A 16490-nucleotide genomic window follows, 5' to 3' on the forward strand; every position below is an offset into this window, starting at 1 on the left:
ATCTTTAAGGTCCGTTTAAGGTTGAACTGCCCGAATTTCCAGGAGCAACTACCCGCGGCGCCACTTCTGGTTGGCGCCTCCGGTGCAGGTCCAGGTCTCCAGCGGGGCGCCGCTGTTCCCGTTCCAGCCGGTGATGTCCAGACACTTGTCGGCCTGCGGGTTCACCAGGTCACCGGCCGCCGAGAGGACCCATTGCTGGGCCGCGTTGCCCGAGCAGGTGGCGATCTGCACGACCGCGCCGTCGGCGGTCGAGCCCCAGGCCACGTCCATGCACTTGTTGTTCGAGGTCTGCAGGGTCCCGTTCACGAACGACCATTTCTGGGCGCCGGTGCCGTTGCAGTCCCACATCTGCAGGGGGACGCCGTCCGAGAAGTTGGAGTTCGGCACGTCCACGCACTTGCCGTTCCAATTGCTGACCAGGGAAGAGGTGGACCCTCCGCCGGAGGTCGTCAGTGACAGGCCGTAGGCCGACAGGATCGGGTTGACCGGCTGGAACCACATCGTGCCGCCGGAGGTGCAGTTGCCGGTGCCGCCCGAGGTGACGCCCTGGGCCTGGTTGCCGGAGATCCAGGAGCCGCCGGAGTCGCCCGGCTCGGCGCACGCGTCGCTGCGGGAGAGCCCGGAGACCGAGCCCTGGCTGTAGACGATCGTCTCGTCGCGGCCCAGGATGGTGCCGCAGTGCCAGCCCGAGGTGCGGCCGGAACGGCACACCGAGCTGCCGATCGCGGCGTCCTGCGAGCCGGCGACCAGCACGTTCCCGCCCGAGTAGCTGTTGACCCAGGGCTGCGGGGTCCAGTTGCCGTTGGTCTGGATCCAGGAGTAGTCGTGGCCCGGGAAGACCGACGCCGCGAAGGTGCCCTGGGCCACGTTGTTGTAGCCGAGGGTGGGGCTGCCGGCGCCGCCGCAGTGCCCGGCGCTGACGAAGCCGCCCGCCACCGCGAAGCCGATCGAGCAGAGCGTGTTCCCGTTGATCACATATTGATCGCCGCCCCGGATGTCGTACATCGGGCGGGGCTGCTCGGCCATCGTCCGCACGGTCACCGCGCCGGCCCCGCTGGCCCGGGCGAACGCCGCCGCCTGGGCGGATGCGCCGGGTGCGGCGAGCACGACGACCCGGTTCCCGGGCACGTCGACATACCAACCCCGGACCTTGGCCTGCGCCGCGTGCGAAGAGTTGCGGTCCAATTTCGTACGCGCGGTGGCAAGGTCCCCGGCGTCGCGGGCGACGATGCGGGCGTCGGCGCCTGCGGCGCGTACGGTTGCCTCGGCCTGCTGGTCGGTGACCGCAACCGTCAGTCTCGTCGCCCCGTCCGGAATCCACGCGCCGGCGAAGGCGGAGCCGAGCCGGGCCTGCAGTGTTTTCTCGACCGTCGGGGCCGCCGCCTCGGTGCGCAGCCGCGCCGCGATCTGGGCGTCGTCGAGTCCGAGGTCGCGGTGCATCGCGGCGAGCATTCCGGGCGCGATGTCGAACGCGGCATTCGTCGGTTTTTGGGCATGGGCGGCCGTGGGGATGAACGTGGTCGCCGTGAGGATCGCCAAGGCGATCGCCAGGGGTCGTCGCATGGGGGTTCCTTCCTGGGGAAACCGGGGGTCGACCAGGGAAGGAGAGCGCTCTCTAGATCGGAGTTTGTCTATGCCTGACAACGCTGTCAAGAAACCTTCCGGAAACCTGCCCGAGCAGACTGGGTGGGGAGGGCCTCTCGGCCTCGCCGACCCGGGTCCCGACGTGCAAGGCTGAACGGCGATGACCGGACGACTGACGATGACCGGACGACTGATGAGGTGTGACGGGGCATGGGAATGATCAAGGTGGTCGGGCTCGTGCTGCATCCGCGGCGCGACTGTGGCGCCGCGATCAACGCGATCGTGGCGTGGGCGCAGCGGCACGACGTGACCGTGCTCGGCCTGCACGACGAGATCAGTCGCATCGACTGCCAGGCCGAGGCGGTCACCAGCGAGGAGATGGTCGAGCGGGCGGGCCTGCTGGTCAGCCTGGGCGGCGACGGCACGATGCTGCGCACGATGCGGCTGGTCGAGGGCCGCAAGACGATCGTGCTCGGGGTCAACGTGGGCCGGCTCGGCTTCCTGGCCGAGGTCGACCTGCCCGACCTGGCCGACGCGCTCTCCGCGATCGACGAGCACCGGTTCACCGTCGAGGCGCGCACCGCGGTCCGCACCACGCTGCCCGACGGCAAGGACGTGTCGGCGTTCAACGACATCGCGCTGGTGCGGGTGCCCGGCGACGGCCTGGCCGCGGTCGGCATCACGGTCGAGGACAAAAACTTCGTCAACTACGCGGCCGACGCGGTGATCGTGTCGACGCCGACCGGCAGCACGGCCTACTCGTTCTCGGCCGGCGGCCCGATCGTCTCGCCCAACGTCGAGGGCCTGATCGTGACCGCCTCGGCCGCACACTCCTCGTTCAACCGCCCGCTGATGCTGGCCCTGCAGGAAAAGCTCCAGCTCGACGTGCTGCCGCCGAGCGGCCGGCTGGCGATCGAGGTCGACGGCATCATCGAAGGCTACGCCGACGCCGGTGACTGCCTGGTGATCGAGCCGATCCCGGCCGCCGCCCAGGTGATCCGCCTCGGCACCACCTCGTTCTACGAGCGGGCCCGGCGCAAGCTGCGGGTCGAGGGCAGCGCCCAGGTCGGCCTGCCCGACGGCGGCAACTCCCGGGTCGTCGACAACTTCGAGGAGCAGCGCTACGAGATCCTGCTCGGCGGCGAGACCGCCGGCACCCTCGACTACCGTCGCCGCGGCGGCTACATCGAGCTGCTCGACACCGAGATCGAGCAGAGCGTCTCCGGCCGCGGCCTGGCCGGCAAGCTCGCCGCCGCCGCGTTCGAGGACGCCCGCGCCCGGGCCATCCCGGTCAAGGTCACCTGTCCCTTCGTCACCGGGTACCTCCAACGCCACCCGGAATACACCGACCTGCTAGCAGACGGGGAATGACACATGGGCCATCCCGCCATCCTGACCGTCGATGACGACCCGTCGGTCTCCCGCGCCATCGCGCGCGACCTGCGCCGGCGGTACGGCGAGCAGTACCGCATCGTCCGCGCCTCCTCGGCCGCCGAGGCCCTCGACGCGCTCAAGGAGCTGAAGCTGCGCGGTGGCCGGGTCGCCGTCATGCTCGCCGACTACCGCATGCCCCAGATGAACGGCATCGAGTTCCTCGAACAGGGCATGGACCTGTTCCCCAACGCCCGGCGCGCGCTGCTCACGGCGTACGCCGACACCGACGCCGCGATCCAGGCGATCAACCTGGTCGACGTCGACCACTACCTCCTCAAGCCGTGGGATCCCCCCGAGGAGAAGCTCTACCCGGTGCTCGACGCCCTGCTCGACGCCTGGCAGGCGACCGGCGACCGCGAGGTCGCGGACATCCGCGTCGTCGGCCACCGGTGGAACGAGCAGTCGTACGAGCTCCGCGACTTCCTGGCCCGCAACCTCGTGCCCTACAAGTGGCTCGGCGCCGACGAGCCCGAGGGGCGCCGGCTGCTCGAGGCGGCCGGGGTCGGCCCCGAGGCGGTGCCGCTGGTCGTCACCGCCGACGGCCGCGCCATGGCCCAGCCGAGCACGACCGAGGTCGCCGAGGCGGCCGGCCTGTCCACCATCCCGGGCCGCGACTTCTACGACCTGATCATCGTGGGCGGTGGCCCGGCCGGGCTCGGCGCCGCGGTCTACGGCGCCTCCGAGGGCCTCAAGACGCTTCTGGTCGAACGGCAGGCGGTCGGCGGGCAGGCCGGGCAGAGCTCGCGGATCGAAAACTATCTGGGCTTCCCGGACGGCATCTCGGGCGCCCAGCTCACCGACCGGGCCCGCCGCCAGGCCGGCAAGTTCGACGCCGAGGTGCTCAACACCCGCGAGGTGACCGGTCTGCGGCTCGACGGGTCGGCGCGCACCCTGACGTTCGCCGACGGCGGCGAGATCTCGGCCCACTCGATAGTGCTGGCCACCGGCGTCGCCTACCGTCCGCTCGTGGCCGACGGCATCGCCCGGCTCACCGGCTCCGGCGTCTACTACGGCTCCGCCTCGACCGAGGGCCCGGCCTGCGCGGGCGCCGACGTCTACATCGTCGGCGGCGCCAACTCGGCCGGCCAGGCGGCGCTCTTCTTCTCGCGGTACGCCAAGAAGGTCACGCTGCTGGTCCGCGGCGAGTCACTCGAGTCGAGCATGTCCTACTACCTGATCCAGCAGCTCAACCGCACCGACAGCATCGAGGTGCGTACCGGCTGCGAGGTGATCGCGGCCCACGGGGAAGGCCACCTCCAGGCCATCACCATCTGCGAGAGCAAAGGCACCATGGAGACGACGGTCGAGTGCGGCGCGCTCTTCGTCTTCATCGGCGCCGAACCGCGTACGGACTGGCTGGGCGCGGCGGTGGCCCGCGACACCAAGGGCTTCGTCTACACCGGGCCCGATCTGTTGACGAACGGCACCCGTCCGGCGGGATGGGATCGGGACCGCGATCCGTTCTACCTGGAGTGCAGTGTTCCCGGCATCTTCGCCGCCGGCGACGTCCGGGCCAACTCGGTCAAACGGGTGGCCTCGGCGGTCGGCGAGGGCGCGATGGCCGTCACGCTGGTCCATCGTTACCTGGAGGCGCAGTGACATGACCGACACCGAAGAGGTCCGGTTGGCTCCCTGCGAACCCGGTCAGCTCACGCCGGCCGAGCTTCGCACCCTGTTCCTGTTCGAGAAGCTGAGCGACGAGCAGCTCACCTGGCTGTCGCGGCACGGCTGCACGATGCGCATGCCGGCCGGCGGCCTGGTGGTGCGCGAGGGTGACCCGGCCGAGCAGTTCTTCGTGCTGCTCAGCGGCACGATCTCGCTGTTCCGCATGGTCGGGCAGGACGAGGTGCAGTTCAACCGCACCGAGCAGCGCGGCGTCTACATGGGCGCCACCCAGGCCTACCTGCGCGACGACGGCGTGCCCCGCACCTACATGGCGTCGATGCGGGCGCTCGACGACTCCGAGTTCTTCGTGCTCTCGGCGGCCGACTTTGGCTGGCTGATGCGCGAGTGGTTCCCGATGGCGATCCACCTGCTCGAGGGCCTGGCCCTCGGCATGCGCGGCCAGCAGGCGGCGGTCAGCGAGCGGCAGCGCCTGGCCGCGCTCGGCGCGCTCTCGGCCGGCCTGATGCACGAGCTCAACAACCCGGCCGCGGCCGCCTCCCGTGCCACCGCGGCGCTGCGCCAGCGGGTCGCCGGCATGCGGCACAAGCTGGGCATGCTGGCCGCCGGCAAGGTTCCGGCCGATCGCCTCAACGCTCTCATCGAACTGCAGGACGAGGTCATCGAGAAGGCCGCCAAGGCGCCCACGCTGACCGCGATGGAGGCGGCCGACCGCGAGGACGAGCTCGGCGACTGGATGGAGGAGCGCAACGTCACCGGCGGCTGGGACCTCGCCCCGATCTTCGCCCAGGCTGGCATCGACCTCGACTGCCTGGGCGACATGCAGACCAAGGTCGGCGACCCGGGCCTCTTCGACCAGGCGATCCACTGGATCGGCTACGCCCTCGAGACCGAGCAGCTGATGAGCGACATCGAGGACGCCTCCGGCCGGGTGTCGTCACTGGTCGCGGCGGCCAAGCAATATTCGCAGATGGACCGGGCCGCCCATCAGTGGATCGACGTGCACGCCGGCCTCAAATCGACGCTGGTCATGCTCACTCACAAGATCGGCACGGGGGTGAAGGTGGTCAAGGACTTCGACCGCTCGCTTCCCGAGATCCCGGCCCACCCGGCCGAGCTCAACCAGGTCTGGACCAACCTGATCGACAACGCGGTGCAGGCCATGGACGGCGTCGGCACGCTGACCATCAAGACCTACCGGGAAGACGACCACGTGGTCGTCTCGATCGGGGACACCGGGCCGGGCATACCGGAAAACCTGAAGAAGCGGGTCTTCGAGCCGTTCTTCACCACCAAGCCGGTCGGCGAGGGCACCGGGCTCGGCCTGGACATCTCCTACCGGATCGTGGTCAACGGCCACGGCGGCGACATCACGCTCGAGTCGCAGCCGGGCGACACCACGTTCCGGGTGCGGCTGCCGGTCGCCGAGCCGTCCTCGGCCTGATTTCAGTCGCGGTCGGCGACCGCGACGCGGCTGTTGCGCAGCGAGCCGCGCTGACCGAGTTTCATCGGCAGCGCGGCCGCCAGCGTCAGCAGGTCGTCGTCGCGGACGACCCGGAAGCCGCGCCCGGTCAGCAGGTCGCGCATCTGCTCCGGGGTCCAGGTCGAGCGCCACGGCTCGTTCCGCCACGGGCTGGCCCGCCGGAACACCAGGGTGAACGCCCTTATGACGGCCAAGCCGGCGTTCATGCCCGGCGAGGCCTCCTGGTAGTTGACGATCAGGCGGCTGCCCGGCGCACTGCGGGCGGCCACCTCGTCGAGCGTGCCCCGCACCTCGTCGGGGGTCAGGTAGGGCACGACGCCTTCCCAGATCCAGGTCGTCGGCAGGTCGGCCCGGTGCCCGGCCGACTCGAGCGTGGCCGCCAGGTCGTCGCGGCCGAACTCGACCGGCACGAAGTGCGGCTGCCGGTCGCCGAGGGCGACCGCCCGCTCCCGCTTGTCGCGCTGGGAGGCGGGCTGGTCGACCTCGTAGGTCTCGGAGTCGTGCAGTTCGGTCATCCGCCAGGCCCGGCCGTCGAGCCCCGCGCCCAGGATGACCACCTGTGCTCGCGGGCCCTCGCGAACCGCGTCGTCGATCGCGATCGTGCGCGGCACGAGGACCTCGGCCGAACCGCGGACCATCTCGTATTCGATCCGCGGCCGCCAGCCGGCCGGCGGGGCGCCCTCGCGGACCCGGCGCACGAGCTCACGTTCGTCGTCGCGCAGCAGCGTCAGGGCGGTGGGATCGGCGAACCGCCCCGGCGCGACCCGCTCGTTGGCCGCGGCCCGGCCCTGGCAGACGAGCACGGCGGTGTGACTCGCCCGTTCGTCAGGCATGGCATTTCTCCCGGTTTCGATAATCCACAGCTTCCGCAGCACGCCCCAGTGTCAATTGTCCTGGAAAAGTGAAGATCGCGCTCGGGGTGTCCGTCCGGGGTGTCAGGCCGTCACAGCAGGCCGCGCAGATAGGCGGCCTGGCCCGCGTGCTGGGCGTCGTCGTCGATCACGCTGACCAGCCGGACGCCCCGGGTCACCGGCGGGTCCCAGCGGTCGTCGACGACCTCGTCGAGGTCGGCGTCGCTCAGGCCCGACACGTAGTCGACGGTGCGGTCGTGCACCGCCTGGTAGTAGTCGAGCAGCACCTGGGCGCTGCGCGGCTCGACCCGGCTGATCTGGCCGGCCGAGTCGCCGTAGCCGGTGTCGGACGGGTCCGACTTGAGGCCGAACTTCGGGCCCCAGTCGCCGGTCACGTAGATCTGGTCGGCGGCGAGCAGCTCGGCGAGGTGGCTGTCCTGCACCCGGGTGAGGTGCCAGATCAGCCACCCGATCGTGTTGGCGCCCTCGGCCGGCGCCCAGCGCAACTGTTCGGCGGTCAGGCCGTGCAGGGCGCCGGTGACCTCGTCGGGGATGCGGCCGAAGCCGTCGAGCAGGATGTCCTTCGCGTCCATGGCGGTTCTACTCCGTCTCTTGCGACTGGGTGGTGGCCGGCGGGGCGATGTTGTTCTGGTCGCCGCGGCCACCTCCGTCCGAGTTCTGAGTATCCGTTGCGGTCGGCTCGGGGGTGGTCGTCCCGGTCGGGGTCGACGGCGCGCTCGGGGTGGTGGTGTCGGTCGGGGTCGGCTCGGTCGTCGCCGGGGCCTCGCTGCCGGACGTGGCCGGAGTCGAGGTCGACGGGCTGGAGCTCGGGGTCGTCGCCGGCGCGCGGTTCGGAACGCTCTTCTTCTGGTCGCCGTGGAACACCGAGCCGAGCGTGGTGCCCGCGCCGCCGGAGCGGCCGGTCACGGCGTCCGCCGCGTCCTTGCCGGTGATCGCCTCGAACGCGGTCAACACGCCGATCGCCAGCACGAACACGCTGGCGGCGACCATCGCGACCCGCCCCCAGCGCATCTTGCGCGGAGCGCCGTCCGATGTCTCCCCGGAAGAGAGACCCGAAGAGAGACCGGAAGAGTGGCCGGAAGAGGGATCGGATGGCGAGGGCTCGGAAGGGGATTCGTCGCTCGCGGCGGCCACCGGCGGCGTGCCGACCGCGGCCGGCGCGGTCACGAACGTGGCGACGATCTTCTGTTGCCCGCGGTGGACGAGTTTGCGGTAGATCTCGGTGCCCACCGAGCCGACAACACTGGCGATGGCCGCGCCGGCCAGTGTCCCGGCCGCTCCGAGAAATGAGCCGATGACGGCGGCGGTCACCGCGGCCAGAACGCCGGCGATGGTCTTCGGGACGTCGATGCCGGACCAGATGCGGTCCGGTGCGTGCTCAGACATGTCCTCCTCTTGTTTGCGATCGATGAGTCATTTTCACCGTGGCGCGCGCTGCCACCCTCGCCATGGTGAAAAGCGGTTCAATCGGACGCGGTCAGGTCTTTGCCTTTACCACTGGGCGCGGCGCTAAACGCCGTCGCTGGGCCAGAACCTCGCGCAACGGGCGTACGACGACGCCGTCCTCGGCCATCCGGCGCCGGGCCAGCCTGCGGGTTCGCAGGATTCCGACCAGGCCGACCGCGCCGACCAGATATTGCACGGCCATCGCGACCTTGAAGTCGGCGATGCCGTAGTCGGCCCGGCCGCCGGTGCGGGCGTCCAGGATCAGGCCGATCAGCTCGATGGTCAGCAGCGAGGCGACGAAGCCGCCCACGTTGACCACGCCGGTCGCGGTGCCGAGACGGTTGGGCGGGTTGAACGTCCGGGCGTAGTCGAACCCGATCATCGAGCCCGGGCCGCCCAGCCCGAGGGCCAGGATCAGCAGCACGAGCACCGGCAGCGGAGCCCGCCCGGGCCAGGCCAGCACCAGGCCCCAGCCCAGCGCGTTCGCGCTGATCACGCCGAGCACGAGCCAGGAGCGGCGCAGCGGGTGCCGTTGCACGAGCATCCCGATCAGCGGCCCGGCCGCCATGCCGACCAGCACGAACAGGGTCAGCAGGGTGCTCGCGGTCTCGCGGCGCAGCCCCTCCCCGGCGATCAGGAACGGGAAGCCCCACATCAGCGCGAACACGGTGCCGGTGAACTGGGTCGTGAAGTGCGTCCACAGGCCGAGCCGGGTGCCCGGGTGCCGCCAGGCGTCGCGCAGGTCGCGGCCGAGCCGCCCGAGCGTGACCGCGGGGCCGCTGCTGATCCGCCGCTCCGGGGTGTCGCGGACCGCGGCGAACGCCACGATCGCGACGAAGACCCCGGCGCCGGCGGCACCGACGAAGGCGGTGGTCCAGCCGGGACCGGCCAGCACGGCCGCCAGGGGTACGGCCGAGAGCACCTGTCCCGCCTGCCCGACCAGACCGGTCATCTGGGTGAGCACCGGCACGCGCCGGGCCGGAAACCACTGCGGCACCAGCCGGAGCACGCTGATGAACGTCATCGCGTCGCCGGCGCCGACCAGGACCCGGGCCGCGACCGCCCCGCCGATGCTGTGGGTGGACGCCATCAGTGCCTGCCCGCACGCCATCACGAGCGCGCCGCAGACGACCAGGCGCAGCGAGCCGAACCGGTCGAGCAGCAGCCCGACCGGCACCTGGAGGCCGGCGTAGACGAGCAGCTGGAGCACGGCGAACGAGGCCAGAGCCCCGGCGCCGATGTGGAAGCGGTGCTGCGCGTCGAGCCCGGCGACGCCGAGCGACGTGCGGTGCAGGACCGCGATCGTGTAGGCCGCAAGGCCGGCGGACCAGACGGCCCAGGCCCGGGCTCCGGGACGCAGGGCCATGTGCCGCCTTCCACTCGCTCCTTACACGTGAACGTCACCCAGCCTTCTCCGGCGCCACCCGGGTCACAACGGAATTGGACCTGCGCCACACGTGCGTCGCATCACGCCGATTCCTTTCGGTTCTCGCGCGGGTCATCTCCGTATGGACACAATCAGGGAGATGGACGAGGAACTGACCGGTGCCTTCGAGCGGGAGCGCCGGGGACTGCTGGCGCACGCGTACCGGATGCTCGGCTCCTTCCACGAGGCCGAGGACGTGGTGCAGGACACCTATCTGCGGGCGGCCCGGGGCTGGGAGGGGTTCGAGCGCCGGTCGTCGGTGCGGACCTGGCTCTACCGGATCGCCACCAACGCCTGTCTGTCGGCGCTGGACGGGCGTGGCCGCCGGGCGCTGCCGTCCGGGCTCGGGCCGGCCGCCGACGATCCGGCCGCGCCGCCCGACCCTCTCGGCGCGACGGCCTGGATCGAGCCGTTCCCCGGTGACCCCGCCGACGTGGTTACGGCTCGCGAGGGCGTACGTCTGGCTTTCATCGCCGGGTTGCAGTTGCTGCCGCCGAGGCAGCGGGCCGTTCTTCTGCTCCGTGATGTGCTGGCGTTCTCGGCCGCGGAAGCGGGCGAGGCGCTCGATCTGAGCGTGCCGGCGGTGAAGAGCGCGCTGCAGCGGGCGCGGGCGCGGCTGGACGAGGCGGCGCCGAACCGCGACGAGGTGCTCGAACCGTCGTCGCCGCGGGCCCGTGAGTTGCTGGCCCAGTACATGGCGGCCTGGGAGGCGTCGGACCCGGAGGCGTTCCGCCGGGTGCTGCGGGCCGACGCCGCGATCGAGCCGGTCGGCTCGCGCACCTGGTTCTCCGGGCGGGAGATGTGCCTCGGCTTCGCCGCGCCGTCGATGGGCGCGCCCGGGGACTGGCGGATGGCCCCGGCAACGGTCAACGACCAGCCGGCCGCGTCGGCCTGGTTCCGGGGGGAGCGGTTCGGCACCGCCGTGCTCACCGTGACCGCCGACGGGATCCGGGCGGTGACGCTTTTCACCGGTCAGTGAACTTTCCCCCCTCGACCCCGTCTAGACGAGCGAACAAGGTCAAGGGGGGAACTGAGATGACCGGTACCAAGATCCCGGGGGCGATGACCCGGGAGATGATCATGGTGCACACCGCGTTCCGGCGCGAGTTCGGGCTGATGCCGGAGCTGATCCGCGACGTTGCCGAGGGGGATCGGGAACGGGCCGGGATCGTGGCCGACCACGTCGGGATGATCGGCGGGATCCTGCATCACCACCACTCCGGCGAGGACCGGGTGCTGTGGCCCCATCTGCTTCAGCGCTGCCCGGAGGAGCTCGCGCCGCTGGTGCACTCGATGGAGGAGCACCACGACCGGATCGGCAACCTGGGCAGCCAGCTCGCGAAGACGGTGGACGCCTGGCGGGCCGACGCGGACACGGTGAGCCGCGACGCCGCGGCCGACCTCCTCGACCAGCTGCTTCCGGTGCTGCACGAGCACCTCGGTACCGAGGAGCAGAGGGTGTTGCCGCTGGTCGAGAAGCACATCACGGGGGACGAGTGGGACGGGATGGTCGCCGAGAGCGCCGCCTCGACACCACCGGAGATGTTGCCGCTCGCGCTCGGCATGATGATGTACGAGGGTGACCCGTCGGCGGTGCAGGACGCCCTGGACAACATCCCGGCCGAGGTGCGGGCAGTGGTGGCCGAGCAGGCGCCGGCGGCCTATGCCGCCTACGCCCAGCGCGTGTACGGCACGTCCACCCCGCGGCTGTCCTAGCCCGTTTCGGTCAACCGCCGGACCGCCTCGACGACGGTCCGGCGGCGTTCGGCCCGGTCGACCGTCGAGGCGGCTCCGGCGAACTCGGGATTCATGGTTCCCCAGCTGCTGGCGATCGCCTGGACCAGGGTGAGCAGCGCGACCGGGGCGAAATCGGTGTGCTTCGCGAGCGCCTCCACCCTCGCGCGGTTGGCCTCGATCACGGCCCGCAGGCCCGGGCCGGTCGGGCGTTCCAGGCGGTACCAGGTGGTCAGGCGCTGGGCGTCCGGGTGGTCGGCGAAGTAGTCGAACATGCGGCCCGCGTACGCCGGAAGGTCGTCGGCGTCGAACGCGACCGCTTCGAGGGTCCGGTCGACCGAGGCCGTGAAGACGGCGTCGAAGAGCGCGTCCTTGTTGCCGAAGTACGCGTAGATGCGTTCCTTGCTGCTCTCGGCCTGGGCGGCCACCCGGTCCATCCGCGCGCCGGCTATGCCGTGCTCGGCGAATTCGGCGGTGGCGGCGCGCAGGATCCGCCGCCGGGAAGCCTCGGCATCTCTCACGACCATGGGTGTGATGCTACATACCTGCCTACCGACTGGTTGGTTGCTAAGCTGGGTGGGTAACCAACCAACCAGTAGGTAGGGTGAACGTCATGGCACGCACCTGGCTCATCACCGGCAGCTCCCGCGGCCTGGGCCGCGACCTCGCCTCGGCCGCGCTCGAGGCCGGCGACAACGTGGTGGCGACCGCCCGCCGCCCTTCCCAGCTCGCCGACCTGGCCTCCCGGTACGGCGATCGCGTGCTTCCGCTGGCCCTCGACGTCACCGACCCCGGGGCCGCGATGGACGCCGTCTCCCGCGCGGTCGAGCGCTTCGGCTCTCTCGACGTGGTCGCCAACAACGCCGGCTACGGCAACGCGGGCTCGATCGAGGACACCCCGATCGACGACTTCCGGGCCCAGGTCGAAACCAACTTCTTCGGCGTCGTCAACGTCACCCGGGCCGCCCTGCCCGTCTTCCGGCGGCAGAAGGCGGGTCACTTCCTGCAGTTCTCCTCGGTCGGCGGCCGGGTCGGCGGCTCACCCGGCATGGCCGCCTACCAGTCGGCCAAGTTCGCCGTCGAGGGCTTCTCCGAGGTGCTGAACGCCGAGGTCAAGCCGCTCGGCATCAAGGTCACGATCGTCGAGCCGGGCCCGTTCCGCACCGACTGGGGCGGCTCGTCGATGAGCTTCCACCCGGTGACCCCCGACTACGAGCCCACGGTCGGCCAGATGAACGACTTCCGCCGGCAGACCGACGGCACGTGGCCCGGCGACCCGGTCCGGGCCGCCCGCATCCTGGTCGACGTGGTCGGTCACCCGAACCCGCCACTGCGCCTGCTGCTCGGCGCGGCCGCGGTCGACCTGGCCCGGAAGTCCTCCGACGAGCGCGCCGCCGAGGCCGCCGAATGGGCCGACGTCAGCCGCTCGGCCGACTTCCCGCCGGCAACAGGTGAGCAGTGAGCCAGTCGACGGTCTCGCGGAGGAAGGTGGCGCGGGCGGAACGCTGCAGCAGCTCGTGGCCCTCGCCCGGGAAGAGCAGGTACCTGTGCGGGACGCCGCGGGCTTCGAGGGCCGAAACGACCTGATCGGCCTCGATCACCGGGACGTTGCTGTCGTTCTCGCCGTGGACCACGAGCAGAGGGGCTCGCAGCCGGTCGATCCGGGTCAGGGGTGAGAGGTCGTGGAGCAGGCCGGCGTCGAGGACCGGGTCGCCGTATTTGGAGACGGCGGCGGCCGCGATCCACGGCTCGGTGTGCTGGTAGAACGAGGAGAAGTTCGAGATGCCGCAGATGTCGACGCCGACCGCGAACAAGGCGGGGAAGCGCACCAGCGCCGCCAGCGTCAGGTAGCCGCCGTAGGACCGGCCCATGCAGCCGATTCGTCCCGGCGCGGCGAGCCCGGCGCCGACCAGATAGTCCACGCACGAGCGAACGTCGTCGATCGCGGCGTAGCGGAGCGCCCCGTTGTCGGCGTTGACGAACGAGCGGCCGAAGCCCGACGAGCCGCGCACGTTGGGTGCGAACACCGCGATGCCCCGGGCGACCAGAGCCTGGAACAGCGGATCGTGGCCTGGCCGCTCCTGCGACTCCGGGCCGCCGTGGAACCAGAGCACGGTCGGGGCGGGCGACGACGACCCCGGCTGATACCACCAGCCGCTGATCTCCAGCCCGTCGTGCGACGCGAACGTGTGTAGCACCGGCTCGGCCGCCCGGGGATCGGCCGGGGCCGCCGACACCTGATGCAGGCCCGAGTCGTCGAACGTCCACGTTCCCCACGGCCGGCCGGGCCCCGAGGCGGCGAACGTCAGCGTGCTGCCGTCGGCACTCCACGACGGCGAGTTCACCACCGGGCCGGGCAGCGGAACCGGGAGGCGCCCGCCGGTCACCAGGTCGTGGATGGTCAGCTCGGACGTGCCGCCCCGGCGGTTCCAGAGCACGGCCACGGTGCCGCCGGCCGTGGTCAGGGCGAAGTCCTCGACGTCGGCTGTCTCCGAGGCCGCGATCACCTCGCGATCACGGGTCAGGACCGGGAACTCGCCGGCCTCGCTGCGGGCGAAGACGGTCTGCCCGTCCGGGCCGAAGACGCCGTCCTCGCCGTGGGTGACGAAACCGCCGTCGACCGCCAGATAGCGGCTCCCTCGCGGTCCGTGCCGCAGCAGCACCCGGGAGCCGCTCACGTCGAGCAGCGAGATCAGTGAACCCTTGGCCACCACGGTCCGCGCGTCGGTGGCCGGGTCGACGACCAGGGCGGTGCCGAGGTTTTCGGTCACCGCGAGCAGCGACCGGCCGGGCAGCCACCGCATGTTCTCGGCGCTGTCGGCCCCGAAACCCGCCACCTGACGCAACCCGGATCCGTCCGGCCGCACCAGCCAGACCTCGTGCCGGGGCGCGCCGCCGGGCGCGACCTCGCACGCCAGCCAGTCGCCGTCCGGCGACCATCGCACCGCGGTCACCGGCGACGGGCCGTTCTCGACGAGCGACCCCGGGTGGATCCAGACCTGCGGCCTTCCGCCGCGGTCCGAGATGTACGCCGTACGCCGCCCGTCCGGGGAGAGGGTGGGCGACCAGCTGCCGCTACCGATCAAGAGGGTCTCCTCTCAGAGCTTGTGCTCCTGCAGCCACATCTCCAGCAGCGCCAGCTGCCAGAGCTGGTTGGCGCCGAGCGTGGTGCGGGGCGTGTTCGGGTCGGCCAGCAACGAGTTCACGTAGTCCGGCCGGAACAGCCCGCGGTCGCGGGCGGCCGGCGCGGTCAGCGCGTCGCGGACCTTCTCGAGCATCGGGCCTTCGAGGTGCCGGATGCCGGGCACCGGGAAGTATCCCTTCGTCCGGTCGATCACCCCGTCGGGCACGACACCGCGCGCGGCCTGCTTCAGCACCCCCTTGCCGCCGTGCGCCAGCTTGAGCGCGGGCGGGCACTTCGCCGCCAGCTCGACCAGCTCGTGATCGAGGAACGGCACCCGCGCCTCCAGGCCCCACGCCATCGTCATGTTGTCGACCCGCTTGACCGGATCGTCGACCAGCATCACCTGCGAGTCGAGGCGCAGCGCGGCGTCGACCGCGGTCGGTGCGCCCGGTCGAGCGAAGCTCGCCGCGACGAAGTCGCGACTGACGTCGCCGCCGGCCAGCCAGTCGGGATTCAGCTGGGCGGTCAGGTCACGGTGGGGACGATCGAAGAACTCCTTCGCGTACGCGTCGAGCGCGCGGTCCCGTGGCACTTCGGCGAGCGGCGGGTACCAGCTGTAGCCGGCCAGGATCTCGTCCGCCCCCTGACCCGACTGCACGACTTTGATGTGCTTCGCCACGTCCTCGCTGAGCAGGTAGAACGCGATGCAGTCGTGGCTGACCATGGGTTCGCTCATCGCCGCCACGGTCCGATCGACCGCGGGCAGGAACCGGTCGTGTCCGATGCGGATCTGATGGTGCTCGGTGCCGAACTCCTTGGCGACCAGGTCGGAGTAGGCGAACTCGTCCCCCCGCTCGCCGCCCGCCGCCTCGAACCCGATGCTGAACGTGGTGAGCCCGCGCTGCCCCTGCTCGGCCAGCAGCGCCACGATGTAGCTGGAGTCGATGCCGCCCGAGAGCAGCACCCCGACCGGCACGTCGGCGACCATCCGGCGCTCGACCGCGACCCGCAGCTTCTCGTGCAGCAGTTCCGGCCAGTCGGCGTCGGCGATCGAGGCATCCCGCTCGTACGACGCCTCCCAGTACACGTGGTCGCGAAAAGTGCCGTCGGGGCTGACCGTGCGGACCGTGGCCGGCGGCAGCTTCCGGACGCCGTGGAGGATCGTGCGCGGCGCCGGCACCACCGAGTGGAACGTCATGTAGTGCTCCAGCGCGACCTTGTCGATCGAGGTGTCGACGTCGCCCGCCGCCAGCAGCGCGGGCAGCGTCGACGCGAACCGCAGCCGGCCGGGCGTCGACGAGACGTAGAGCGGTTTGATGCCGAGCCGGTCGCGGACCAGCACGACCCGGCCGGTGTCGTGCTCGGCGATCGCGAAGGCGAACATGCCCAGCAAGCGGGTCACGCAGTCGGCTCCCCAGCGGTGGTACGCCTTGAGGATCACTTCGGAGTCCGACGTCGAGAAGAACCGGTAGCCGTACCCCTGAAGCTCCTCGCGCAGCGAGCGGTAGTTGTAGACGCAGCCGTTGAAGACCAGGGTCAGGCCGAGCTCGTCGTCGGTCATCGGCTGCCGGCCGGCGTCCGAGAGGTCGATGATGCTCAGGCGGCGGTGCCCGAACGCGACCGGCCCGTTCGCCCAGAGCCCCTCGCCGTCGGGGCCGCGCGAGGCCATGACGGCCAGCATTCTCTCCACCCCGGAGGGATCCGCCGCTCGGTTGTCGAATCGCAGCTCACCCGCGATTCCGCACATGTTGACCTCCTCGGCCC

At 71.1% G+C, this 16490-nt stretch carries 14 protein-coding genes; 6 read left to right on the top strand and 8 right to left on the bottom strand.

Going from position 1 to position 16490, the window contains the following annotated elements:
- Nucleotides 1–48: 48 nt before the first annotated feature.
- Nucleotides 49–1563 (bottom strand): ricin-type beta-trefoil lectin domain protein, encoded by a 1515-nt coding sequence (locus tag AB0M88_RS25090; protein WP_364106156.1) that lies wholly within the window; start codon nucleotides 1561–1563, stop codon nucleotides 49–51.
- Nucleotides 1564–1794: 231 nt separating this feature from the next.
- On the opposite strand from AB0M88_RS25090, the gene AB0M88_RS25095 reads away from it, so the two are divergent.
- Genes AB0M88_RS25095 through AB0M88_RS25105 form a run of 3 tightly spaced genes read left to right on the top strand, consistent with a single transcriptional unit; the run spans nucleotide 1795 to nucleotide 6085 of the window.
- Nucleotides 1795–2955, top strand: coding sequence for an N-acetyltransferase (locus AB0M88_RS25095; protein WP_364106158.1), 1161 nt, complete (start codon nucleotides 1795–1797; stop codon nucleotides 2953–2955).
- Nucleotides 2956–2958: 3 nt separating this feature from the next.
- Nucleotides 2959–4617 carry an FAD-dependent oxidoreductase gene (locus tag AB0M88_RS25100; protein ID WP_364106160.1) on the top strand — a complete coding sequence of 553 codons (1659 nt, stop codon included), beginning with the start codon at nucleotides 2959–2961 and terminating at the stop codon, nucleotides 4615–4617.
- A 1-nt stretch (nucleotide 4618) separates the two neighbouring features.
- Nucleotides 4619–6085, top strand: a complete 1467-nt coding sequence (locus AB0M88_RS25105) for an ATP-binding protein (protein WP_364106162.1) — start codon at nucleotides 4619–4621, stop codon at nucleotides 6083–6085.
- Nucleotides 6086–6087: 2 nt separating this feature from the next.
- On the opposite strand, the gene AB0M88_RS25110 is transcribed toward AB0M88_RS25105, so the two are convergent.
- The 4 genes from AB0M88_RS25110 to AB0M88_RS25125 form a co-directional block, all read right to left on the bottom strand.
- Nucleotides 6088–6957: a class I SAM-dependent methyltransferase gene (locus AB0M88_RS25110; RefSeq protein ID WP_364106164.1), complete on the bottom strand. Its 870-nt coding sequence runs from the start codon at nucleotides 6955–6957 to the stop codon at nucleotides 6088–6090.
- Nucleotides 6958–7067: 110 nt separating this feature from the next.
- Nucleotides 7068–7568 carry a DinB family protein gene (locus tag AB0M88_RS25115; protein WP_364106166.1) on the bottom strand — a complete coding sequence of 167 codons (501 nt, stop codon included), beginning with the start codon at nucleotides 7566–7568 and terminating at the stop codon, nucleotides 7068–7070.
- Between the two features lie 7 nt (nucleotides 7569–7575).
- On the bottom strand, nucleotides 7576–8382 hold the full coding sequence (locus AB0M88_RS25120) for a hypothetical protein (protein ID WP_364106168.1): 807 nt from the start codon (nucleotides 8380–8382) through the stop codon (nucleotides 7576–7578).
- 91 nt (nucleotides 8383–8473) lie between these two features.
- Nucleotides 8474–9808: an MFS transporter gene (locus tag AB0M88_RS25125; RefSeq protein WP_364106170.1), complete on the bottom strand. Its 1335-nt coding sequence runs from the start codon at nucleotides 9806–9808 to the stop codon at nucleotides 8474–8476.
- A 160-nt stretch (nucleotides 9809–9968) separates the two neighbouring features.
- Between AB0M88_RS25125 and AB0M88_RS25130 the strand changes: the two genes are divergently transcribed.
- Together AB0M88_RS25130 and AB0M88_RS25135 are read left to right on the top strand one after the other, a co-directional pair.
- A complete protein-coding gene (locus AB0M88_RS25130) occupies nucleotides 9969–10847 on the top strand; it encodes an RNA polymerase subunit sigma-70 (RefSeq protein WP_364106172.1) in 879 nt (292 codons plus the stop codon).
- Nucleotides 10848–10903: 56 nt separating this feature from the next.
- A complete protein-coding gene (locus AB0M88_RS25135) occupies nucleotides 10904–11584 on the top strand; it encodes a hemerythrin domain-containing protein (RefSeq protein WP_364106174.1) in 681 nt (226 codons plus the stop codon).
- On the opposite strand, the gene AB0M88_RS25140 is transcribed toward AB0M88_RS25135, so the two are convergent.
- Nucleotides 11581–12129, bottom strand: a complete 549-nt coding sequence (locus tag AB0M88_RS25140) for a TetR family transcriptional regulator (RefSeq protein ID WP_364106176.1) — start codon at nucleotides 12127–12129, stop codon at nucleotides 11581–11583. The two genes, AB0M88_RS25135 and AB0M88_RS25140, sit on opposite strands and share 4 nt — an antisense overlap.
- An 86-nt stretch (nucleotides 12130–12215) precedes the next feature.
- On the opposite strand from AB0M88_RS25140, the gene AB0M88_RS25145 reads away from it, so the two are divergent.
- Nucleotides 12216–13064: an oxidoreductase gene (locus AB0M88_RS25145; RefSeq protein ID WP_364106178.1), complete on the top strand. Its 849-nt coding sequence runs from the start codon at nucleotides 12216–12218 to the stop codon at nucleotides 13062–13064.
- On the opposite strand, the gene AB0M88_RS25150 is transcribed toward AB0M88_RS25145, so the two are convergent.
- On the bottom strand, nucleotides 13021–14688 hold the full coding sequence (locus tag AB0M88_RS25150; RefSeq protein WP_364106180.1) for a S9 family peptidase: 1668 nt from the start codon (nucleotides 14686–14688) through the stop codon (nucleotides 13021–13023). The genes AB0M88_RS25145 and AB0M88_RS25150 overlap by 44 nt on opposite strands.
- Before the next feature lie 12 nt (nucleotides 14689–14700).
- Nucleotides 14701–16473, bottom strand: coding sequence for an N-acetylglutaminylglutamine amidotransferase (locus AB0M88_RS25155; RefSeq protein WP_364106182.1), 1773 nt, complete (start codon nucleotides 16471–16473; stop codon nucleotides 14701–14703).
- Between the last annotated feature and the right edge of the window lie 17 nt (nucleotides 16474–16490).

The organism is Actinoplanes sp. NPDC051411, from assembly GCF_040682075.1.
GTDB lineage: Bacteria > Actinomycetota > Actinomycetes > Mycobacteriales > Micromonosporaceae > Actinoplanes.

Bases quoted from the DNA above. Each gene is read 5' to 3' on its own strand.
- AB0M88_RS25100 (WP_364106160.1), top strand. From the start codon at position 2,959: ATGGGCCATCCCGCCATCCTGACCGTCGATGACGACCCGTCGGTCTCC.
- AB0M88_RS25105 (WP_364106162.1), top strand. From the start codon at position 4,619: ATGACCGACACCGAAGAGGTCCGGTTGGCTCCCTGCGAACCCGGTCAG.
- AB0M88_RS25135 (WP_364106174.1), top strand. From the start codon at position 10,904: ATGACCGGTACCAAGATCCCGGGGGCGATGACCCGGGAGATGATCATG.
- AB0M88_RS25120 (WP_364106168.1), bottom strand. From the start codon at position 8,382: ATGTCTGAGCACGCACCGGACCGCATCTGGTCCGGCATCGACGTCCCG.
- AB0M88_RS25140 (WP_364106176.1), bottom strand. From the start codon at position 12,129: ATGGTCGTGAGAGATGCCGAGGCTTCCCGGCGGCGGATCCTGCGCGCC.
- AB0M88_RS25125 (WP_364106170.1), bottom strand. From the start codon at position 9,808: ATGGCCCTGCGTCCCGGAGCCCGGGCCTGGGCCGTCTGGTCCGCCGGC.
- AB0M88_RS25090 (WP_364106156.1), bottom strand. From the start codon at position 1,563: ATGCGACGACCCCTGGCGATCGCCTTGGCGATCCTCACGGCGACCACG.
- AB0M88_RS25145 (WP_364106178.1), top strand. From the start codon at position 12,216: ATGGCACGCACCTGGCTCATCACCGGCAGCTCCCGCGGCCTGGGCCGC.
- AB0M88_RS25110 (WP_364106164.1), bottom strand. From the start codon at position 6,957: ATGCCTGACGAACGGGCGAGTCACACCGCCGTGCTCGTCTGCCAGGGC.
- AB0M88_RS25155 (WP_364106182.1), bottom strand. From the start codon at position 16,473: ATGTGCGGAATCGCGGGTGAGCTGCGATTCGACAACCGAGCGGCGGAT.
- AB0M88_RS25115 (WP_364106166.1), bottom strand. From the start codon at position 7,568: ATGGACGCGAAGGACATCCTGCTCGACGGCTTCGGCCGCATCCCCGAC.
- AB0M88_RS25095 (WP_364106158.1), top strand. From the start codon at position 1,795: ATGGGAATGATCAAGGTGGTCGGGCTCGTGCTGCATCCGCGGCGCGAC.
- AB0M88_RS25130 (WP_364106172.1), top strand. From the start codon at position 9,969: ATGGACGAGGAACTGACCGGTGCCTTCGAGCGGGAGCGCCGGGGACTG.